A 19319-nucleotide genomic window follows, 5' to 3' on the forward strand; every position below is an offset into this window, starting at 1 on the left:
AGCGAAGATGTGGTTCTCGACAAACTCATCTTAGCCATACGGGGAGCACCTTTTCAATTATTCACACCAGTTTATGAGGACACAATCGTCGAAATCCGGGATAAAGCGAAATGCGCAATCTGATCTAGTAGAAAACCCGCCGATACTTAAAACATTTTTTCAATATGTAGTTCAGGCACGAGAAATGGCGTTAGAGACTGGTCTAAAGCCAAACGTTGAGGAAATGATGCGGGCATTTAAAACAATTTATGGAGGAGAAGTGACAGACGATATGCGTCCAAGTGAGTTAAAAGCGGTGTAGTTATTGGACAGAAGTAACTGGACACGAAAACGCGTTAGATGAATTTCACTTAGCGACTTCCTCTATCGAGGTGGTCGTTTTGTTTAATTCAACATGTTCCATGTAATGGGACCTTGTTCAAGAGCTTTTCGTACCAGTTCGTAATCTTGTTCGCGATAGATTTCCATGGCTTTGGAAATGATCTCGGGTGCCCTTTTGTTTGCATTTCCAAATATACTCATGTGTTCATTACAATCATTAGCTTCTGATAAAACTCCTACACGGGTCCATTTAGCAATTCAGAGATTAGACGAACGGGATACAAATACTTACAAAATACCATTGTATTTGTCTTTGGTCCCCAAACTTGCCCATTCCCCAGCCGGTAACATACTCAGGGTCCTCATCTTCTTGTTTTTTGAGCCAGGTCGCAGCCCAGGTAGGCATATCTTCAATTCTCGCAGGACGCTTGGGATCGATATGTACGATCTTCCCTGGATTGTAATCTACTTTATGAAGCATGATAGCCTCTTCAATTGGACTTAACGAAACCTTAACTACCTTCTTATCCAATAAACAAGCCATCGCTATTTGTTCTGTATGCCCCGTGAAGTTCCCCCAACGCTCTCCCCGGATTATTCTTTCTAACGGTTCATATGACCCTACGCAATCAATTAAGTCGTTTCTGAGACATTCAACAAAATCGGTTTGTCAGTGAAAATGCACTTCTTATCCAATTCAATCCCCCATTTCAAGTTAATAGTAGAATGGCCAACTATTTAACGATCCATACAAACGTAACAAGCTTTCGTACACGACTAAGATGTCCGGAATCCGTCCGGTCTGCACTTATAAATTGACGTTTAATTAAAGTAAAGGAATTTGTGCGAATTTCGGGAGGATCACAATGAATAACCAACGCAAACTAGTACTCGGGGCAAGTGCGGCCATCGCGCTTGTTGCTGGCATGATGACAGTATCTTTCGTGCACGCAACAAAGCATTCATCTGCAATATTGCCAATGGAAGCAACGGGACCAACGACAAAAACAATCTCTCAACATGTCGAAGTGAAAGGTCTAGCGGGAGGTCTCTTGCAACCGGCAAATGCTCAACTTGTAAATGAGGTTATGAAGGCTACTGTTCACGCAAATGGCGATAAAACAGTAGCAATCCCAACCGATAAACCAATCATGTTTTTTGCTTACTGGTGCTCCCATTGTCACGATGCAATCTCACAGCTTGAACAATTGGGATATGCAGATAAGGTCAATTTTGTAAGTACCCAGATGCAGTTAAAACCTACTGCAGATGAATTTAATCAAGGGCAACAATTAACGTCTCAGTCGTTCACAAAGCTAGGGATTAAAGAGCCAACCAATATGTACTACTCATTGCCAAGCGATCCGTTTAATTCAGTACTGACAAATCAACCAGTGCCATTCTTACTGGTGCACACAAAACAGGGATGGTACACCTTCTCCGGAGCTCCAAGTGACCAAAACGTATGGAAGACGGTCTTACAGTACGCCGCTTACTAGTCGGTATAACAAGGCCGCGAAAACAAAATTTTTAATAGGATTAGGAGGGGATTATATGAAGAGATTGAAGCGAATCGTGCCTGGTGTGACTGCGCTTCTTCTCTGCTGTGGTCTAAGTGTTACAACTCCGGCCTATGCGGACACTTTGTTTGATGAACAAAGTCAGCTTGGACAACTCCATAATGAGGAAGGATTGAACCAGCAGGACATTACACAGGCCACGCAACAGGCACGAAAAATACAGGCAAAGATGGGGTCGTATCAGAAGTTAATCGACTCCATCAATCAGCAGATAACTGTTAACAAGCACCAGACACATTCTACGCAAGTGAGACTGAGTCAAATCAATGCTCAACTGAGTGCTATGCAAAAACAACTCTCTGTCGCTCAGAATGAGTTAGACGCACTCGTTCGAGCGCTTTATGAAGACGGTACGGTTTCCTACCTAGCGGTACTGTTTCAAGCGACTAGTTTTTCGGATTTACTCTCTAGGGCGTATGACATGACCTTGATTATCGAATATCAGCAAAACTTGGCACATCAAATTGTATCTTTGAACGCAAACGTGATAACGGAGTCCAAACAGCAAACAAAGGTTTATCAGGAATTAATCAGTAAGAGAGATCAACTACAGTCCTTAGAAAACGTGGACTTAAACCTACAAGCGACACAAAAAAAGTTTTTGGATCAGACGACCTCACGGATACAAGCAGATAAGCTAAAACAACGGGTCCTTACAACACAAATGCAGTTAACACAGTCGCAGATACAACAAATCTTGGCGCAGATATACCAACAACAAAGGGCAATAGATACTACGGTGCCAGTGATACCTGAGGAGGACTTGGATTATCAAAACATTTCACCTGAGGCACTGTACCAATACGTCCAAGCACACAACTCTACGTTCTCATTGCAAGATATTGAAACCATTTGCCAGGCAGGAAAGACTTACGACGTAAATCCAGTCCTATTGGTGGCAATCACAGGTCAAGAACAATCCTTTGTACCACCAGGACCAGATGCGAATTTGATTAGGAACAATCCCTTCAACGTGTATTACAGCTGGCAAGTTTACAATACGAACTTGGCTGACGCAGCGAACATCGCTGCCGATACATTGCGTCACAAATTATCAACACCACCACCGCAGGGTGAAAATCCAATTATTTGGGCGAACGACCCGAGGAATCCTTGGGGTATTTACGCTAAAGACCGAAATTGGGCTTATGGTGTCTTAAACATATATGACGATATCACTTCTGCAGTGGGGTAACCGACGTTCTGAAATGCCAGACCTAACTATATTAGTGCCGAAAGAAGACTCTCCTTTACACGAACCGTTACCCCATCAATCCGGGTCCTCTGTCCAAGTGCAAAGATGTAGTAGTCGTCGTTTGCATATTCCATTCTAGTGGGGACCCAATGACTGTCGGAATCATCCTCCTCGTTTACTAGCACGTCCAGTACATCACCTGACGTAAAGAACACGTCTGTATCCTCAATAATGTAACGTCCATCCGAACGTTTTAGAAGGCGACCCTGTGCAGCCACTGGTCTTTTCATCCACTGGATAGATTTAATCACGGAAAACAACTTATCCTCAATTGACTGCATCTCTTGATACAGAGTTAAAGCCTCTATATTGCCCTCGGGCTTGGTCATATCGGCTATAGACCGCTGTATGTGTTCCAAGGATGGTTTCAATTTATTCAAGACTAGCAACGCTTCTTCAGTATTCATGGTGCACCAACTTTCAAACAATGTATTTCAATTGTGAATTGCGTCTGAAAATTTAGCAATACCAACTTACCCATTCGTCAAAAGTGACGAATCAAATGCATGACCCATATATAATACCTGGATTAGACCTCGTGGGGTATTGACCACGGAATGGGTATGGCCGAATCGTTCCACGACGATCATAACCACGACTCTTTCAACGGTGGGGGAATGGGGGATTTCTAAATGAATATGACACCGAAGGCAACCTCAAAGGGTTGCTTTTTTTGTTTCTACGGGTTCAGTTCCATTTGAATAGAATCATTGATGTTTTAACTTCATTTTTCCCATACCATCACTCCCAGATAAATCTCTTCGAAAGATTTAGGTGTCTCAACTCAAAACCCTACTAATCCAAGGTAAAACTGGACAACCTGTAACATCAGCATTTTGCGGGGGGAATCCAAGTGGTAGGACATTCAGGCGTAATTGCAGTTTATCTTGTAACGATCATTGTGGCTGCCGTTGGAGTTTTTCACTTTATACTAGCAACAAAATCAGCCTTCTTTAAAAAGAATGATAGCATCAGGAACAAATTGCGTAGTCAGGTCAGCCATTTTATCATCTTGATATGGTGCGTTGAACTTACTAGTCGATTGGGGCATAACAACGTAGTGATCAGACTTTCAAATCTTCCGCCAGTCGGCTTATTAGGTGTACTGGCCATAATGTGTTTGCCATCTGTCATCGTACCAATACTTATAAAACGACTGATACCAGCTCGAAATTTAAGTACAACAAAGTAACTATACAATCTAGCAATACGATGGGGATATGGAATTCAAGAGACAGTAGAGTAAGGGACACCGTTCGACATAACTTTTCTTTCTTGTATCTTATACTGTCCCATATAGAGGATGGGAGACTGGACGAAACTTGGCGAATAGATAAGAGTAGAAAGGTGGGAGGACAGTTTGTCCATCGTACTCACCGTTATTGTTTTAATCGTAATGTTTTCACTTATCGTAGGTGTACATGAGTTTGGACACCTTTTGTTTGCACGTTTGTTTAGGGTTCCAGTTTATCAGTATTCAATCGGTATGGGTCCAGTGATAAAGAAGTGGAGACGTGGAGAAACGCACTTTGCACTTCGCTGGCTTCTAATTGGTGGTTTCGTTCATTTGGCAGGAACTATACCCTTATTCATGAAGGGAAAACCGGTATTTGCTGCTATCGAGAATGGGCGGTGTATTCGCTTCGTTGGGCGTAAAGGTAGCATTCGAAGGGTCTGGGCTGGGGAGATCGTTAAAGTGGTTCCTGCCGTAATCCTTCCTGACGCGATTCGTGACAAGAACGGCAAAGTGTACATATTCAGGTCAGACGCGAAGATGGTCATTGGGGATAGCTTTTATCCATTAGAGAAGACGGGCAACAGATTAATAGATAAACCTGTATGGCAGCAAGTTATTGTTTTTGTGGCAGGTGCAACATTTAACTTCATATTGGCATACATCCTAATCGTGATAATCGCATTTTTTACTCAGACGAGAGGTATTGGTTACGACTTTTTGGTTAGTCTCAAAATCGTTATAGAAATTCTTAAAGCGACATTGGTAGCCGTATGTCACATCATTACGCCACATGGTATAAACAAACAGCTAGGTGGCACTGTGTATTTGATTGGAGAGGTCCACCAACAGATAAGGGCTGGTTTGCCAAATACTCTTGAAATGTTGACTATATTTACTGCTTTTATGAGCTTGAGTATAGGACTTATGAATTTGTTGCCAGTTCCGCCTTTGGATGGGTTCCTTGTTATTCGTGTAAGCGTTGACAGAATTACAGGATGGTCGTATGTGGTTTTAAACTCATTGACGATGCTCGGTACTTTGGCTTTGCTGACATTGTCCGTTGTGGTGAATGCTAGAACTTTGCTCGAAATGATTCATTAAAGTCACTCACTACTCCGAAAATGATATTGATTTTTCCTAAACGGATTACTGTGTCTTTGGTAAGGTGGATATAGAAACCAGTTCGTCTAGGAGGCAGTCCGATGACATTTCAACCAACAACATTCATGATTGATGGAGTAGAGGGTACTTTCGCTGGATTTAGCGATGGCGACACGTGGAACGGTTTTGCTTGTCCTTACTTTCCGAAGGAGCAAGCAGACAAGTTCGTACTAGCATATAACGAAGATGCTGACACAACGGACTGCACCTCCGGTTTTGAAGAGGAACGTGACCTCTACTGGTTCGAGACGGTCGGTGGTGAACCGTACTCAAGGGAGGAGTTCGAAGGTATGGACATTGAGGTCGATGGTGAAAAGGTGCACGTATACCCGATTGGTGCGTCGGCCTGGATTTGGGCGGAGAATCGGTAACCTCTTTTATTCAGGGCTATAACTGCAGTTGTCACAATTGTCACAATTGTCACTCGTTTGTAACATCAAAGGCCTGACATGGCACAAACATTGCTATGTCAGGCTTGTTTAATTTTCTCTATAACGTTTAGTGAAATTCCGCATAATCTGCTTTAGTCTCCAACAACCACATTTCTCAACGGTTTTCTGTCATTAGTGATAGATTCGCACCCTATAAAATACGTAAGACAATTTGACACTAGTATTTCGAACATTGTTCACAGACATATGCCATCGGGTGATTGGAAATCAGCATCAAATGGTGTACCTTTACCGATGGGATTCTGTGGTACAGAGTAGATAAAATTAGATATGCGATGGGACAGTGCGATTGCCTGTCTTTTTTGCGTGTTAAAGGGACTAAGCCACGAGCTGCTAAATACACCCGTGGCCAACCGTTTATAGTAGAGACTGAATTGGATTATAAGTTAAGTCGTCCCCATCATCGTCGTCGACTATTAGGTTTTGCGAGGATACAGCAATGGGTAATGCAAACTCGCCATGTATTTCACTGTCAAGCCATCGTTTAACGGCAGCGCTAAAATTTGGGTAAGTCTTTGCATGTTCGTAGAGTCGCTTCTGATAAGGGTCAAGGAGATTGAAACTGACACCAAGGTTTATGATCTCGCATCGATTACTGCGCTTTTGTGGTTTCAAGAACCTCATTCCCCAATCGATAAAAAGCAGTCGCATTCGCGTAAAGAGGATCTTCGTGGACAGAAATATCCGTCGTGTATTGCTTGAAATGCTCTATTAGTTCATTAGCCTTCCCACCAATTAAAATCAAGGGAAATAGGGTATTAAGGCGTTTCGTTAAATCAGCTATGACTTTACGTGCAAATAGGGGCATGGACAAATCTTGGACGGTCTCAATGCCGTAGTCCAGACTGCCACTTAACTTATCAATCCACCGTCTTCCATTCATTGTGGCGTAGTTCACTGTTCGTGAACCTACGTCAATAACGTGAAATTTACCGGATTTCCTCATGGCCCAACCTGGAGTCGCACATTCCGCTGCCACTTCAACCCTGACAATCTGAAATGACTTTTCTTCGTGATTAATCGTAATACGGTGTGTACCTGATAAAAGGTCTTTAATACGTGCCTTTTCTTGCGAGGTATGATTGGCGATTGGCTCTCCTACGACTAAAAACACTTGCGCATTGTTCGGAAGAACTCGATGCAGAGCTGAGAGAATAAACAACTTCGTGTCATTGTGAACCTTCGAGTTCAACATCATCTGAGCCCCCGAGATAGACTCTTCGGCAATGGCACCAATAAAGTATTTCTCTCCTTCATGTTCGACCACCATATCGGTAAGACCCATTTCTCTCTCCAACCGTAATTCACGGTACTCTCCTAAAATCGATGGGAAGTAGTCACGTACCCCTTCTGTGAATGTTTTTGTTCCACTACGTCCAGTATCTACGGCACACAAATACAGCATACAAACCCTCCCTAGCATGTTCAAACTCTTGCTAGTTTTAGTTGTATGAGTCCATCAAATCAGATATGTCATAAACTCACGAATTTACATTAGACAACAAAATTACATTATATCCCATATGCGGTCGGGCGAAGTTCCAAGTTTTCTAGCAATGGCGTTACGAGTGGCGCGGGAACCTCCAGACCTACCATTCACGATAAGACTCAATCCGCTTCGACTAATCCCTATTTCATCCGCAAATTCTTGGATTGTGTAATAACCCTTTCGAAGCATCAACCGATACAGGTCAATTTTCAATTCAGCAGTACGCTTCTTCATCAATTTGACCTCCTGAAACTACTCGTAGAAACAGGATGACCAAATTGTAGAAGACCTAAACATTTCAGTATTTCCAAAGATGTCCCCAATGTGTCCGTCATGCCCAAACTTTCGGGTGTTGAATGATATTAAGAGCTCCTTTCAGACTGAAAGGAATACACGACAATATAGGATGTGAAACTTTGAGTGATAATGAAATCAACAAGTAAGCAACTATATCCGTAAAGACTTTTCAGCGGAGTTAGAAACTTTCACTCAAATGCTAAGACGATTCACAGCAATAGTTTAAGCGAAAAAGAAACAGTTCGGATAAAAGTGAGGTAGGTAGCCGTGGAAACTATGGTGATTGCAATCTATAAGTCCAAGGCACCCGTCCAAATTGGCTACAGCATCCTTTATAAAGATGGTTGGGACCAACAAGTATTTAAACAGCTGTGTGAACCAGAGAGACCAAAACTTTATTGTACCTGTAGTCCATTAGGGCGAGTACCTATGCACGTGAAACGAAGACCAAAAGGTATTGGTCGGTATTTCATTGCTATTGATCCGAATGCTGCCATTCAGCATTCTTTGAATTGTCCACTTTATCACTTGAAAGAAGACTCGGACCTTCCTCGCTTACCACCATATTACGAAACCGGTGTGGACAGGGAAACCAAGAATGGAAATGAGTTCATCCATGTAAATATCCGAGTTTTTGCTTCACAGACAAATACGAATGAAACAGACATTAAATCCAATGCTCCGAGCATTAATCAACTACGACAAATTGAATCATCAGAGTTTCGATTTGGAAGAACTAAGTTAGAAGTAGCTTTCGGAGGCTTGTTTCGTGAATGGTACATCCTTGGGTTGGGTTTTGCGCAGCGAACAATGAGTCCGAAGCCAAGTCGCGAACAATTACTTCGTGGTATGTGGAAGGTACTCATTAACAAACAGATCACGGTTGAAGATGGGCCATTCGATAAGATTGCTATCGTCCCTTTTTCCAAAGTCAAATGGCGGTTAGAGGGACAACCTAGGGTAATCGTTGGTTATGTCATCAGTCCCCCTGTGGAGTTCGATAATTCGACCGTAAAGGTTCGAGTACGGGGTATTGATACGGAAATAGATGTCCTGGTTCGTAATAGGCACCTTCCTAACTACAGGCTTGATGGTCGGCTTTGCGCTCTGAGAGTCGTTTGTCAGAATCAAGAGTACTGGTCGATTAACCATGTGCAAGGTTTATTGATTTATCCAGATGGGGCTGTTTGGTTGGATAGTTCTTATGAGTGGCAAGCTTACGAATTTCTTCTCAAACAACGAGGGCTGGCGATTGTAAAGCCTTTAATGCCGAGTCCGGAATGGTACGACTTCAAGCCAGACTTTGTTCTAACCAATACAAAACCTCAGACCGTTATCGAAGTTTGGGGGATGCCCGATGTATTTCTTCACTACCATGAACAAAAAAAGCGGAAAAAGAAGGTTTATCAATACGCGCAGAGCCTCGGGAAACTGCAACTCATTGAATGGAATGTACAGGATCCAATGGGCTTCGAGATTTTTAGCAAACAAATTAAGGACATGAAAAAGTCATAGTCATAACCGAATGCAAGGGGAAGGAGAAAGATGGAGCAGCAACGGAAAATATGGTCAAAAGAATTAATTATTCAAGCAATCCGAGATCGACATACCAAAGGCGAGTCTGTTGTGAGTGGGAAGGTCTATCTATCAGATGAGAGACTTCATAAAGCGGCAAGAAGAAAGTTTGGTTCATGGAATGAAGCGTTGATTGCGGCAGGCTTGGATACGTTCGTCACATTTGAGTATCCGAAAAAGTGGACACATGAAACCGTTAGACGAGCGATACAGCAGTTGCATAGTGAAGGGAAGTCTTTAAAACCACGTGATGTGGAAATCGAACACGGTGGACTGTACAAAGCAGGTAGGAGACGGTTCGGGAGCTGGAGAGAAGCACTTCTAGCTTCAGGTGTTGAAGTAGACAACAAATTGTGTAGATCTTGGACACACTGGACACCTGAAATAATTATACAAGAAATCAGAGAACGTCACTCTAATGGTTCATCGATCAACTCTTATGATGTTTACCGAACCGAAAGACGTCTTTATGTTGCGTCTCAAAAACTATTCGGTTCATGGAATGAAGCATTAAAGGCATCAGGTTTTCGCGAGTTTATTAAAGAGCGACAGAGAAATTGGACGAATAAAAAGGTCATTAATGATATTCAAGATAGACATAGTAAGTAGTTGTCACTATCACCGACCGCTGTTGAGTTAGACAGCTCCATGCTATTCAAAGTAGCTATTGCAAGTGGTAATTGGAGTGAAGCTCTTAGAGCATCGGGCGTTGATCCTGCTGTGCATATGAGTCTTTGGTAGTATTGGAGCAAAACCGCGTGATTAGACGCTTCAGACAGGAAATCGAAAAATCGCCGAGGTTACTGCAGGGAAGTTCAGCAATGGTAGAACAAGAAGCCTTGTATCAAGCAGCGATTCACCACTTTGGAAGTTGGGGAAACTTAATAAAACACGTGAGGAGTGTTTAAGTTGGTCAGGTATTCCTGGCCTTTTTTGTTGCCTAAAAGTTGTCCTCCATTTGTCCAGCCGCTTGATACAGATCGTTTTACACTGAAATTCAGAAGCAGCAAGATATTGGGGAGATTGTATAGATGAAAATTATGAGTAGACCGTGGGTTGTTGTTGTTTGTGCAAGTTTGTTACACTTCGCCTTTATTTTTCTAGGACTCAAATCTCCTCTGGTAGATTCAAGAGTTTATCTGCATTTCACAAACACTTGGTTCGACCATTTTATTCAATGGGATAGCCAGTGGTACGCTACAATCGGCAAGTATGGCTACAAATTCCCGTTGCCGGTACAAAAAACATTTGTTCCTGCCGGTAATACATATCCTTTTTCTCCAGAGTTACGTGCAACAGTTTTCTTTCCGCTTGTTCCAATCATCGTTCATTTCTTGGGGCCAATCGGGACTATGTTATTGACCAACATGATATTCGTTTTAACCATTCCCATAATGTACACATTGTTTCGGAAAGTAATGAATCATGAAAAGGCGCTATGGGGTATTGTGCTCTACTCAGTCAATCCTGCGTTGATATATGAGTCTGTTTTATATACAGAAAGTTACCTGATTTTCTTTTCTTTACTTGTCCTTTACGGAATAAGTAAGGGTACTAAAGCAGGACTAATTATGGCTTATGTAGCGGGATTTTTGTCAGTTTTAGCACATGAAACCGGGTTATTCATGGCGATTTTTTCCATACGTTATTTGCGAACAAAGGAATATTGGAAAGCTTTAATGTTTATCGGTTCAGTTATAGCAGGGTGGGCTGTTTATTTAGGGTATCTCTTAATCAAATTCGGGCAACCATTCATTGTCTTTAGTGCAGAACGCTCGTGGGGACGTGTATGGAAATTCCCCGGCGCTTCATTCATAGATGATTGGACCTTAAGAAAGACACATCACAATGTTTATATAGACTTGTTCTGTATGACACTTCTCAGCGTTATTGCAATCTCCTATATATATTCAACCATCAAAACAGATCACGGCTTTAAACCAACAGAAAACATAAGTGTAATTTCATTTGAAACTGGTGCGTGGGTACTTGTAAACCTGTTAATTTGCTTAACCACTTATCTGAATGGTAATCCACTAGCATCAGCAACGAGGCTCATAAGCGTGCTATGGCCGATGTATAGCTTTGTTTGGTTAAAGGGAACTCAAAGGCAGCAACTTGTTTGGAATATATCGTGTCTATTCACGTTTAGTTTTGTTGGTTATTTAGGAGTCAGCTTTTACACACATGGGTACTTCTTCGAATGAGGTAAGTGGGAGGCAGAATGTGGAGACCTATTTAACAAAACAGTACGCGGTATCTGCCCAAAATGTGTTCGTGAAGAAGAAGAAGTCTAACAACAAGTACGTGCATACTTGAGGGAGAACAAGAATGCCACAATTTCAGAAGTCGTTGAAGCGTTGTAAGTAGATATTGAAATCATTGTATCTCTTCTCAAAGATGGAAGGCTCATATTTGTGGATGCTTCTAACTTTGCTATCGAATGTTCACGTTGCGGGTCGCCTACCAACGAGGGTAGGTTCTGTGCCAAATGTCGTGATGTTATGGCTTTCACACTGGCTCGAACGACAGATGAAATGAAGTCGAAAAGAGAATCCGTGAGTAAACCTGGTACAGGTTTTTATTCAAAGAAATAAGGAGGGTAACGATGAGTTGTTCTAAGTGTATCCATTATTTCAATGGGGAAGAAGGAGAGCATGTATGCGGACAGTCGATGATCGTGTCCAATCTAAAAAGCTTTCCATTTACTCGCGTTCCATCTCAGTGCAAATCAGTATTTGATGTAAATCCAATGGCACTTCCTACCGCTGACCGTTACTGGTCGCTGTTGTCAAATTTGTGCGGAAATGCCTGTGACAGATGCGATGTTGAATCCCAACCAGAGGGGCGTAATGGATGTTCAACTGAGACATGTGATGCTTTCCGGTACCTCATTGGACGAACCGACTTAACAGACGATGAATTAACAGCTCCAAGGATTAGAGAGATACTTCAAAACATGCGTCTCATGTATAAGACTAATGAAGCAGGAAAACAAGAGTTTAAGATGGCCCAATGGGAAACTTGTTCCTTGTGCCAAGGTAAAGATTCCATCCTTCCGAATGGAGACTACTTCGATATTTGTCACAAGTGTCTAGGAAAAGGGGAAACAAAGGTGGGAACGAACGAAAATGTAGTGTACTTCTCCAAAAAAGTCAAGGCAATTTGAAACGTGTCCAACCTATGTCCGTTCTGTTGAGCCATGAGACCCTACAATAGTTGTAGGGTGAGTTTTTATAATCTGCAAAGTTACGGGGGATATATATGGGTCGTCGCCTCAAATTAGAGGTTAATAAATCAATACAAGAAGTACAACGTTCGTCAGAGTCAATCATTCGTGAATGGGCAGAGGTTTATGAATGGACTTTCCGTCAAGCAATCGGGTTCCTGGCGAAGCGAACCAACAAGATGACCATGCTAGAATTGATAGGACTTGAAAATATTTCATCCAAAGAAGTCGCGAATCTTACTGATTTTATTGAGCAAAAGGCAATCGAATTCGGCATTAAGTCAGTGCGCATAAATGTCCACAAACGTCGTGCCAGCTAATATTCATCAAATCCTCAATAGGGGGCTTTATGATGCCGATTTACGCTAATCGCGGTATGGCTTTGGAAGAAATGATTACTTTTACAAACGAAGTGTACGCTGTGAAGAATTGGGCCGATGTTGAAAAAAAGCCAACACCAGTAAAGATTTTGAAAGTCTCTGCCGGTGGCCGAGTTGATGGAGTCATCCAAAAAAGTACGATTGATTTTTACGGAACATTTCGTGGACGTTCCATAAGAATTGAAGCCAAATCAACCAAAGATACTAAGAAATTCCCGTTGGAAAACACTGACGAAGAACAGATTAATTATCTAAGAAAATCACTTAAACATGGAGCATTGACATTTCTTATTATCGAGTTTTCCAAGCTGGGTGAGGTCTATTATGTGCCTGCTCAACTTCTTATAGATGTGTGGGATAAATCTTGCGTTGGCGGTCCGAAATCCATTCCCTATTCAGCATTCCACTTAGAGTGTGATCTGATTAAACCCACAAGAGGCGTTCCATTGGATTATCTCGCTATCGTAGAGAAACATCTCAACACTAAGTCAGCGTAAGGAGTAAGGGTTCAATGCATCGGTCGTCATACTACAAATACATTAGTCCATCAGAAGTTAAGGTGACTGCGAGAAAGAATCGTCACATTGTCTCCAGAGTCATTAACATAAAGATAGGCAACACATATGTAGTGCACCACTCAATGACAGTAATACGATTGGAGATAGAAGGGCGGGGCGCAATTGTATCGTTAGGTACCTTAAGGGACCATTTGCTACGGTTCAGTTCTTAGACACTTCGAACCTGAAAAAGATACCACTTGATGATTTATCTGAACCTAGTCAGGAACATCAGGTATCGATAATTTGACAACGCCCGTGCATCAATGGAGGGAAATCTAACATGAAAAACAAACACCGGTCTATTGTAAACTCTGCTGGTCGACGAATTGGATACCTTGTCAGTGATAAACATATTATCTGTGCCGCGGAAGATTACCAGGAAGTGCGTTTAGTTGTAAAGGCAGAACCTCTAAAGCGTCCCAAAGAAACACAATTATCATTTGACTTTGATTCTCTTAACAAAGGACAAGAGATTTGATTGTATTCTAAAATCTGTCCTTGAAACGTCCGACTTAATGTCAATTCATGTCGTAACATGGAATCAGATACACCAGTCAGTAGATAACTAGGAGGTTTTCGGTTGTCAAAAGAGACGTATATCAATGCAATTCAACAAGCGGGCGAAGCCGAAGAAGTAAAGCTTTCAAAAAAGGCTGCCGAAGCGATTTGGAAGCAAGTCCAAAGTACCATCGTCTCTGAACTTCGAGCTGATCAAGAAGTTCCCATCGATGGTCTCGGTAAATTGATTCCAGATACAAGGGCTGCGCGTATCGGCCGTAATCCTCAAACTGGCGAAACCATTCAGATCAAAGCATCCCGCGTCGTCAAAGTGAAACTTGGCTCGAAGTGGAAGCAATCACAGTAACAATAGCTATCCCTAGTAGGCAGTCTCCATTCATCCTGGAGATTGCCTTTTTCACTTTTAATTAAAGTATTATGTGATTAAGAGGACCCGATAGAAGGAGGAATTCAAATTGGCAACCACTTATACGCCAGAAAACTCGATGGACGTGTTAATCCCAGTAAAATTCCTGAATTGATCACTATTCCCACCACAGAAAACCCATTTGAATGCTACTTCGAACAAAACTTTGAGACATCCGATTATCAGGTAGGTCATGGGTCAGATTATAATTTTGCTTACTTGAATGATGGTGAATCAATAGGTTTAGACCAAAACATGCCTATTGGCGTAAATCCATTGTTTAGTCGAGTATTCGGTCCCATTGTCTGGGGATACCCCAAAAAATCGATGACAGAAGATGACGTCAAAAAGATAATAGAAAGTCAGAATAACTCTAGAAATTTCCTTGGTCTATCGCCACTCTCGCTCAATTTTGAGGATAAACGTTTGTTTTTTGTTTAAGGATAGACAGCCATATGCTGGGGATTTAGTGGATGTTGAATCTCTCATTGTGGAATACCCACACATTGAGCGGAAACTGACAGCTGAAGACCAAGAGAAATACATCGTTGAAGACTTTGAAACACTCTCCGTAGCAGTTTCACAAATCATTAAATCCGGCTACGGTGGCTACATGGTAAACTTTGCTCGGGTAAGTGGTTGGAATCCTGTTGTTGAAGGATTTAAGAATTCCGCTGCCCTAGAGAGTATGCAAACTTTGTTTTAAAACAATTTGAGGAACAGAAACAATGGGCTAGTGAGGGGATTTTAGACGGAACCTACTCCAAAGAGGAAGCCTCATATAATCTCTCTACAATTGCGTCGATCGTGGGACCGATAAGAAACGAGTTAAACGCGCTTGATTCCAGTTCTGTTACGTCCAATTAACATTAAAATGAGGCACTTCTGTAGGATTACTATAGAGGTGTTTTTATTTTGTGAAATTGTTCCTGTTTTCCCAAACGAGAAGGCGAAAATCATTGTACCATAATGATGATTTCGTCAGTTCCGAAGGGAAGGGGGAGCAGTTAGGTGAAGGACAAGAGAGTGATGGGTTTCTATATGCAAGAAATCCACGGACACCTTCAACAGGCGCGTATCAACCAAAACCGCGAAAATTGGGAAGGTATCATACGCCATCGGACTGTGACAAATCAAGATCCTAGCAAGAGGATACAGGAGCGAGTTGTACGAGCAGAAACTGGCTTGCTATCCCTACAGAAAGTCATCACGAACTTATTAGATTTGGTTCAAGAACTGAGTAAAGAAATGGATCCATTTTCTTCGGAATACTCCGAAGTGGAGGAACGTATAGAACGTAGCCGTGAGGTCTGTAAGTCAGTATTGAAGAATACTGTACCGAGCGTAGGCGAATTTGATTCGCCATCATTAGGGGTGAACGAAGTTGAGCGTAAAGATAACGGAATTTGAAAATGTGTCCATCGGGGAACCGCTACGAAAGTGGTTACCAAGAACAGCAGATCTAGACGCGACGGAGACTCTTATCGAGCAACTAAATATCCACCCGCTTGTTGCGAGAGTTCTTACGACTCGTAGTTGTTCCCGGGTAGATACAGCTCGAGAATTTTTAAGTCCCGATCGGTCATCTCTTTATAGTCCAAGTTTAATGCACGATTTGGACAAAGCAGTAAAACGTATTCGTAAAGCTATTGATACTGAGGAGAAGATCGTTGTCATTGGTGACTACGATGTAGATGGTGTGACCTCTACTACTCTTCTTATCAGAACTTTACGTAGCTTGAAAGCACAGGTGGATTACATTATCCCTTCTCGTGTTGAGGATGGATATGGGATTAACGTAAAGATGGTCCAGGCTTGTTTTGAAAAGTCCGTAGGGCTCATTATCACAGTTGACAATGGGGTTGCTGCCGTTGAACCGGCGCGGGTGGCAAGACAACTAGGAATTGATCTCATTGTGACAGATCACCATCACCTCCCGGACGAGTTACCAAAGGCGTTTGCAATCGTCCATCCTTGCTATCCTCGGGCTTTTTATCCTACCGCCACTCTATGCGGTTGCGGTGTAGCGTTTAAGCTGGCACAGGCGCTTCTGGGTCGGTTTCCTGAGGAGCATCTAGAACTGGTCGCGATGGGAACACTGGCCGACCAGATGAGCTTGTTGGGTGAAAATCGCCTATTGGTTCAATTGGGTCTACAACAACTTACGCTCTCACCCAGTCTTGGGGTATTCGCACTTCTGTACGTATCTGGCTTAGAGAATAAACGGATTACAGCGAATCACATACATTTCCAGGTTGCACCCCGCATCAATGCGGTAGGAAGAATGGCACATGCAGCTAGAGTGGTTGAGTTATTTTTGACCGAAGATCCCGAACTAGCTATGACCATAGCGAACGAGATGTCGACTCAAAATCGATTCCGTCAAACCATTCAAGAAAGAGTTGAGCAGGAAGCCTTACAACAGATTGCTGATCACCCAGAGTGGCTCGAAGGGAACACTCTTGTGGTGGCCTTAGAAGGGGCTCATGAAGGTGTCATTGGAATTGTGGCAGGGAATCTTACAGAACGCTTCTACAAGCCCACATTGTGCCTCAGTATAGATGGAGATATGGCGAAAGGTTCTGGACGCAGTATTGACGGATTTGACCTGTATGAGGCTTTGAGGGACGTACAGGAACGCTCGTATATCTTTGCTAAGTACGGAGGGCATTCAGCCGCGGCAGGGTTCAGCCTTCACGCTAAAGATATTGAACGGTTACGCGAAGGGTTTGCTTACGCAGCTCGTAGGAAATGGACAGACGATATTCTTCCGCCGCACATTTACTGTGATGCTCCACTCAGGTTGAATGAAATGTCGTTCAAGCTTAGTGACGATTTAAAGCGGTTAGAGCCATATGGACAAGCAAATCCACAACCAGTCTTTTTTGTGAAGAATGTAGTTGTCGGCCGTGTAGAAACAATGGGTACTGAAGGTAAACATCTTAAATTGTGGGTAGAGGATGATTCGGGTCGAGGGCAAGAGGTAGTCGCCTTTAATCGAGGTCATGAAATTGACCATTGGGAAGAGGGGACTCGTCATCACTTGGTGGTAAAAGTAGAAGAGAACATCTGGCAAACCAGCAGGAAGGTTCAGTTGCACCTAGTGGATCACCGCACAGCTCAAAATGTGTGAAATAGTAACCTGAGTTTACTTCTACACATGTCCCAGAAGTAAACGCTCTTGGATTATGTATGAAAATACGGTGTTCAAGTTTTCGCATTATGGTGCAATCAGGCGGCATAGTTAGAGAAGGCTATACCAAAAACAAAGGATTTGGAACAAGTGTATTGAACTGATAATACAGATGAAACACAATTGTGCCAGGCTTCAGTGGTCAGTTTGGAGGAGCTTGAGCTCGCTGCCTATTTTCAGACCTGCGCGTCCGATTGAACCTTGATTTTCTTTATGTTAAAAGGATAATTGAAGAATTAGCTGCGACCTATAAGGTGAAGTGAACGATACGGAAGCATATTTCGAGAAGAGGTTGCCGCTTTGAGGTGTTATCAGTAAAAAACATCCCAATACTAGCCTTCGATTACGGTAAATCAATAGTTTGCAATAACAATACACAGTGGGTAGGGAGAGCCGAAAGTGACAAACGTCTTTCTTGATACGCAAATCTACATCAACAAGAACTTTTCCTTCCAGACAGGCCAATTGAAGGCGCTTGCTGAAGCCGCGCTCGACGGCCGCATTACGATTTATATAACAGACGTTGTAAAGAAGGAAGTCGAAGCAAACATCCATAAGGCCATATATGAGTCTGTGCGAAAAGGAACGAAACACATTCGAACGGATCTCAAAGTTCTCCGAAACTTAGCGGAATATCAATCCATCTTCGTAATTAAGGATAGGCTCGATGAGATATACGCTGACCTTTTAGGACTATTTCATGAGTTTCTCGCGACCGCGGCGGTCGAAACGGTCAACGTCGATGATGTGAAACCATCGGATGTTTTTGAGCGATATTTCAACGGCGACACGCCGTTCAGCGCAAGGAAAAAGGATGAGTTCCCAGACGCTTTTTCCCTATTGGCCATCGAACACAAGTCTATTGATGTTGGCGAGACATTTCATGTGGTAAGCGGCGATACCGACGCAAAGCATTTCTGCGAAGACCGTGAGGGTCTCCTTCACCACAAATCTCTCGACGAACTCTTCGACTTCTTTAACCAGAACGACGAGTACAACCACGGTCTAATCGTTTCCACATTCCAACATCACACTTCGAGGGTTGTCGATCTCCTCACGGAAGAGTTTCCGATGCAGGTGTTTGACCTCTTGGGTGAAGAAGGCGACGTCGAACACGTCACTGTTCGTCATATTGAGCTCCTAGACGACCCACTTGTCTTGAAGTACGACCGCCACGAGAATGGGAAGGTGACGGCTACAATTGCAATTGACACTTCCGTGGACTACACAGCGGAGTTTTCGTTTCAAGACTATGCAAATGGAGTCTGGGATTCTGAGGACAAAAGATACGTTTTTGTTGAGACTGTGCATAGCGAACGCGAATTAGACGGAGAGGATGTTACCGCGGGACTAGAACTGGAATTTCACGAAAACGACCCAGACCATGTGGACATCCAGTTGGTCTCCATCAACAACTCCGAGCCGATTATGGTTCAGTCATTCGAGCCGGAGTGGTGAGCTGACAAAAAGAATATTGGCGCGTCCGGCAGGACTAGAACCTGCGAATTCAGGTTTAGGAAACCTGGGCCTTATCCGCTTGGCTACGGACGCTCATATTTTGATTTTACACTAGAACTGGTATATCGAGTTTAAATATCCCTCTACGCGTAAATACTGATATCATCACTATCACGTTTAGGGGGATTTTCATATGAAGTGCTTTTT

20 protein-coding genes and 1 tRNA gene are annotated in these 19319 nt (G+C 42.8%); 16 read left to right on the forward strand and 5 right to left on the reverse strand.

The features are described 5' to 3' along the window. Nucleotides 1-586: 586 nt before the first annotated feature. Nucleotides 587-853: a hypothetical protein gene (locus tag ACFSB2_RS15100; RefSeq protein WP_377943921.1), complete on the reverse strand. Its 267-nt coding sequence runs from the start codon at nucleotides 851-853 to the stop codon at nucleotides 587-589. 334 nt (nucleotides 854-1187) lie between these two features. On the opposite strand from ACFSB2_RS15100, the gene ACFSB2_RS15105 reads away from it, so the two are divergent. Together ACFSB2_RS15105 and ACFSB2_RS15110 are read left to right on the forward strand one after the other, a co-directional pair. Next, nucleotides 1188-1820 carry a thioredoxin domain-containing protein gene (locus ACFSB2_RS15105; RefSeq protein ID WP_377943922.1) on the forward strand — a complete coding sequence of 211 codons (633 nt, stop codon included), beginning with the start codon at nucleotides 1188-1190 and terminating at the stop codon, nucleotides 1818-1820. Between the two features lie 55 nt (nucleotides 1821-1875). Beyond that, complete coding sequence (locus ACFSB2_RS15110) at nucleotides 1876-3096, forward strand: murein hydrolase activator EnvC family protein (RefSeq protein ID WP_377943923.1); 1221 nt, start codon at nucleotides 1876-1878, stop codon at nucleotides 3094-3096. 26 nt (nucleotides 3097-3122) lie between these two features. On the opposite strand, the gene ACFSB2_RS15115 is transcribed toward ACFSB2_RS15110, so the two are convergent. After that, entirely contained in the window at nucleotides 3123-3563 is a 441-nt protein-coding gene (locus tag ACFSB2_RS15115) for a DUF5348 domain-containing protein (RefSeq protein WP_377943924.1), read from the reverse strand. 953 nt (nucleotides 3564-4516) lie between these two features. Between ACFSB2_RS15115 and ACFSB2_RS15120 the strand changes: the two genes are divergently transcribed. Then, the gene (locus tag ACFSB2_RS15120; protein WP_377943925.1) at nucleotides 4517-5494 is read left to right on the forward strand and encodes a site-2 protease family protein; all 978 of its coding nucleotides are present in this window, start codon (nucleotides 4517-4519) and stop codon (nucleotides 5492-5494) included. Nucleotides 5495-5595: 101 nt separating this feature from the next. Next, nucleotides 5596-5925 (forward strand): hypothetical protein, encoded by a 330-nt coding sequence (locus ACFSB2_RS15125; protein WP_377943926.1) that lies wholly within the window; start codon nucleotides 5596-5598, stop codon nucleotides 5923-5925. Between the two features lie 673 nt (nucleotides 5926-6598). Here the strand turns inward: ACFSB2_RS15125 and ACFSB2_RS15130 are convergent. Then, the gene (locus ACFSB2_RS15130) at nucleotides 6599-7411 is read right to left on the reverse strand and encodes a ParM/StbA family protein (RefSeq protein WP_377943927.1); all 813 of its coding nucleotides are present in this window, start codon (nucleotides 7409-7411) and stop codon (nucleotides 6599-6601) included. Nucleotides 7412-7513: 102 nt separating this feature from the next. Further along, the gene (locus tag ACFSB2_RS15135; protein ID WP_377943928.1) at nucleotides 7514-7729 is read right to left on the reverse strand and encodes a helix-turn-helix domain-containing protein; all 216 of its coding nucleotides are present in this window, start codon (nucleotides 7727-7729) and stop codon (nucleotides 7514-7516) included. Between the two features lie 330 nt (nucleotides 7730-8059). On the opposite strand from ACFSB2_RS15135, the gene ACFSB2_RS15140 reads away from it, so the two are divergent. From ACFSB2_RS15140 to ACFSB2_RS15195, 12 genes are all read left to right on the forward strand, one after another. Continuing rightward, nucleotides 8060-9307 carry a hypothetical protein gene (locus ACFSB2_RS15140; protein ID WP_377943929.1) on the forward strand — a complete coding sequence of 416 codons (1248 nt, stop codon included), beginning with the start codon at nucleotides 8060-8062 and terminating at the stop codon, nucleotides 9305-9307. A gap of 30 nt (nucleotides 9308-9337) precedes the next feature. Then, nucleotides 9338-9976 carry a homing endonuclease associated repeat-containing protein gene (locus ACFSB2_RS15145; RefSeq protein WP_377943930.1) on the forward strand — a complete coding sequence of 213 codons (639 nt, stop codon included), beginning with the start codon at nucleotides 9338-9340 and terminating at the stop codon, nucleotides 9974-9976. A gap of 422 nt (nucleotides 9977-10398) precedes the next feature. Beyond that, nucleotides 10399-11574 (forward strand): hypothetical protein, encoded by a 1176-nt coding sequence (locus ACFSB2_RS15150; RefSeq protein ID WP_377943931.1) that lies wholly within the window; start codon nucleotides 10399-10401, stop codon nucleotides 11572-11574. Between the two features lie 401 nt (nucleotides 11575-11975). Then, complete coding sequence (locus ACFSB2_RS15155) at nucleotides 11976-12536, forward strand: hypothetical protein (RefSeq protein WP_377943932.1); 561 nt, start codon at nucleotides 11976-11978, stop codon at nucleotides 12534-12536. 95 nt (nucleotides 12537-12631) lie between these two features. Then, nucleotides 12632-12916, forward strand: coding sequence for a hypothetical protein (locus ACFSB2_RS15160; RefSeq protein ID WP_377943933.1), 285 nt, complete (start codon nucleotides 12632-12634; stop codon nucleotides 12914-12916). Nucleotides 12917-12948: 32 nt separating this feature from the next. Next, a complete protein-coding gene (locus ACFSB2_RS15165; RefSeq protein ID WP_377943934.1) occupies nucleotides 12949-13473 on the forward strand; it encodes a Holliday junction resolvase RecU in 525 nt (174 codons plus the stop codon). A gap of 343 nt (nucleotides 13474-13816) precedes the next feature. After that, nucleotides 13817-14014 (forward strand): hypothetical protein, encoded by a 198-nt coding sequence (locus tag ACFSB2_RS15170; protein ID WP_377943935.1) that lies wholly within the window; start codon nucleotides 13817-13819, stop codon nucleotides 14012-14014. A 102-nt stretch (nucleotides 14015-14116) separates the two neighbouring features. Then, on the forward strand, nucleotides 14117-14401 hold the full coding sequence (locus ACFSB2_RS15175; RefSeq protein ID WP_377943936.1) for an HU family DNA-binding protein: 285 nt from the start codon (nucleotides 14117-14119) through the stop codon (nucleotides 14399-14401). 493 nt (nucleotides 14402-14894) lie between these two features. Continuing rightward, nucleotides 14895-15167, forward strand: a complete 273-nt coding sequence (locus tag ACFSB2_RS15180) for a hypothetical protein (RefSeq protein WP_377943937.1) — start codon at nucleotides 14895-14897, stop codon at nucleotides 15165-15167. 305 nt (nucleotides 15168-15472) lie between these two features. Continuing rightward, complete coding sequence (locus ACFSB2_RS15185) at nucleotides 15473-15871, forward strand: hypothetical protein (protein ID WP_377943938.1); 399 nt, start codon at nucleotides 15473-15475, stop codon at nucleotides 15869-15871. After that, the gene (recJ, locus tag ACFSB2_RS15190; RefSeq protein ID WP_377943939.1) at nucleotides 15846-17594 is read left to right on the forward strand and encodes a single-stranded-DNA-specific exonuclease RecJ; all 1749 of its coding nucleotides are present in this window, start codon (nucleotides 15846-15848) and stop codon (nucleotides 17592-17594) included. Before ACFSB2_RS15185 ends, recJ begins: the two co-directional genes overlap by 26 nt. Before the next feature lie 459 nt (nucleotides 17595-18053). Continuing rightward, nucleotides 18054-19112: a PIN domain-containing protein gene (locus ACFSB2_RS15195; protein ID WP_377943940.1), complete on the forward strand. Its 1059-nt coding sequence runs from the start codon at nucleotides 18054-18056 to the stop codon at nucleotides 19110-19112. Nucleotides 19113-19129: 17 nt separating this feature from the next. Here the strand turns inward: ACFSB2_RS15195 and ACFSB2_RS15200 are convergent. Further along, a tRNA-Arg gene (locus ACFSB2_RS15200) sits at nucleotides 19130-19205 on the reverse strand. Nucleotides 19206-19319: the final 114 nt, after the last annotated feature.

This window comes from Alicyclobacillus fodiniaquatilis, from assembly GCF_042678105.1.
Lineage (GTDB): Bacteria > Bacillota > Bacilli > Alicyclobacillales > Alicyclobacillaceae > Alicyclobacillus > Alicyclobacillus fodiniaquatilis.

Bases quoted from the DNA above. Each gene is read 5' to 3' on its own strand.
- ACFSB2_RS15165 (WP_377943934.1), top strand. From the start codon at position 12,949: ATGCCGATTTACGCTAATCGCGGTATGGCTTTGGAAGAAATGATTACT.
- ACFSB2_RS15155 (WP_377943932.1), top strand. From the start codon at position 11,976: ATGAGTTGTTCTAAGTGTATCCATTATTTCAATGGGGAAGAAGGAGAG.
- ACFSB2_RS15125 (WP_377943926.1), top strand. From the start codon at position 5,596: ATGACATTTCAACCAACAACATTCATGATTGATGGAGTAGAGGGTACT.
- ACFSB2_RS15115 (WP_377943924.1), bottom strand. From the start codon at position 3,563: ATGAATACTGAAGAAGCGTTGCTAGTCTTGAATAAATTGAAACCATCC.
- ACFSB2_RS15130 (WP_377943927.1), bottom strand. From the start codon at position 7,411: ATGCTGTATTTGTGTGCCGTAGATACTGGACGTAGTGGAACAAAAACA.
- ACFSB2_RS15145 (WP_377943930.1), top strand. From the start codon at position 9,338: ATGGAGCAGCAACGGAAAATATGGTCAAAAGAATTAATTATTCAAGCA.
- ACFSB2_RS15150 (WP_377943931.1), top strand. From the start codon at position 10,399: ATGAAAATTATGAGTAGACCGTGGGTTGTTGTTGTTTGTGCAAGTTTG.
- ACFSB2_RS15110 (WP_377943923.1), top strand. From the start codon at position 1,876: ATGAAGAGATTGAAGCGAATCGTGCCTGGTGTGACTGCGCTTCTTCTC.
- ACFSB2_RS15160 (WP_377943933.1), top strand. From the start codon at position 12,632: ATGGGTCGTCGCCTCAAATTAGAGGTTAATAAATCAATACAAGAAGTA.
- ACFSB2_RS15170 (WP_377943935.1), top strand. From the start codon at position 13,817: ATGAAAAACAAACACCGGTCTATTGTAAACTCTGCTGGTCGACGAATT.
- ACFSB2_RS15135 (WP_377943928.1), bottom strand. From the start codon at position 7,729: ATGAAGAAGCGTACTGCTGAATTGAAAATTGACCTGTATCGGTTGATG.
- ACFSB2_RS15105 (WP_377943922.1), top strand. From the start codon at position 1,188: ATGAATAACCAACGCAAACTAGTACTCGGGGCAAGTGCGGCCATCGCG.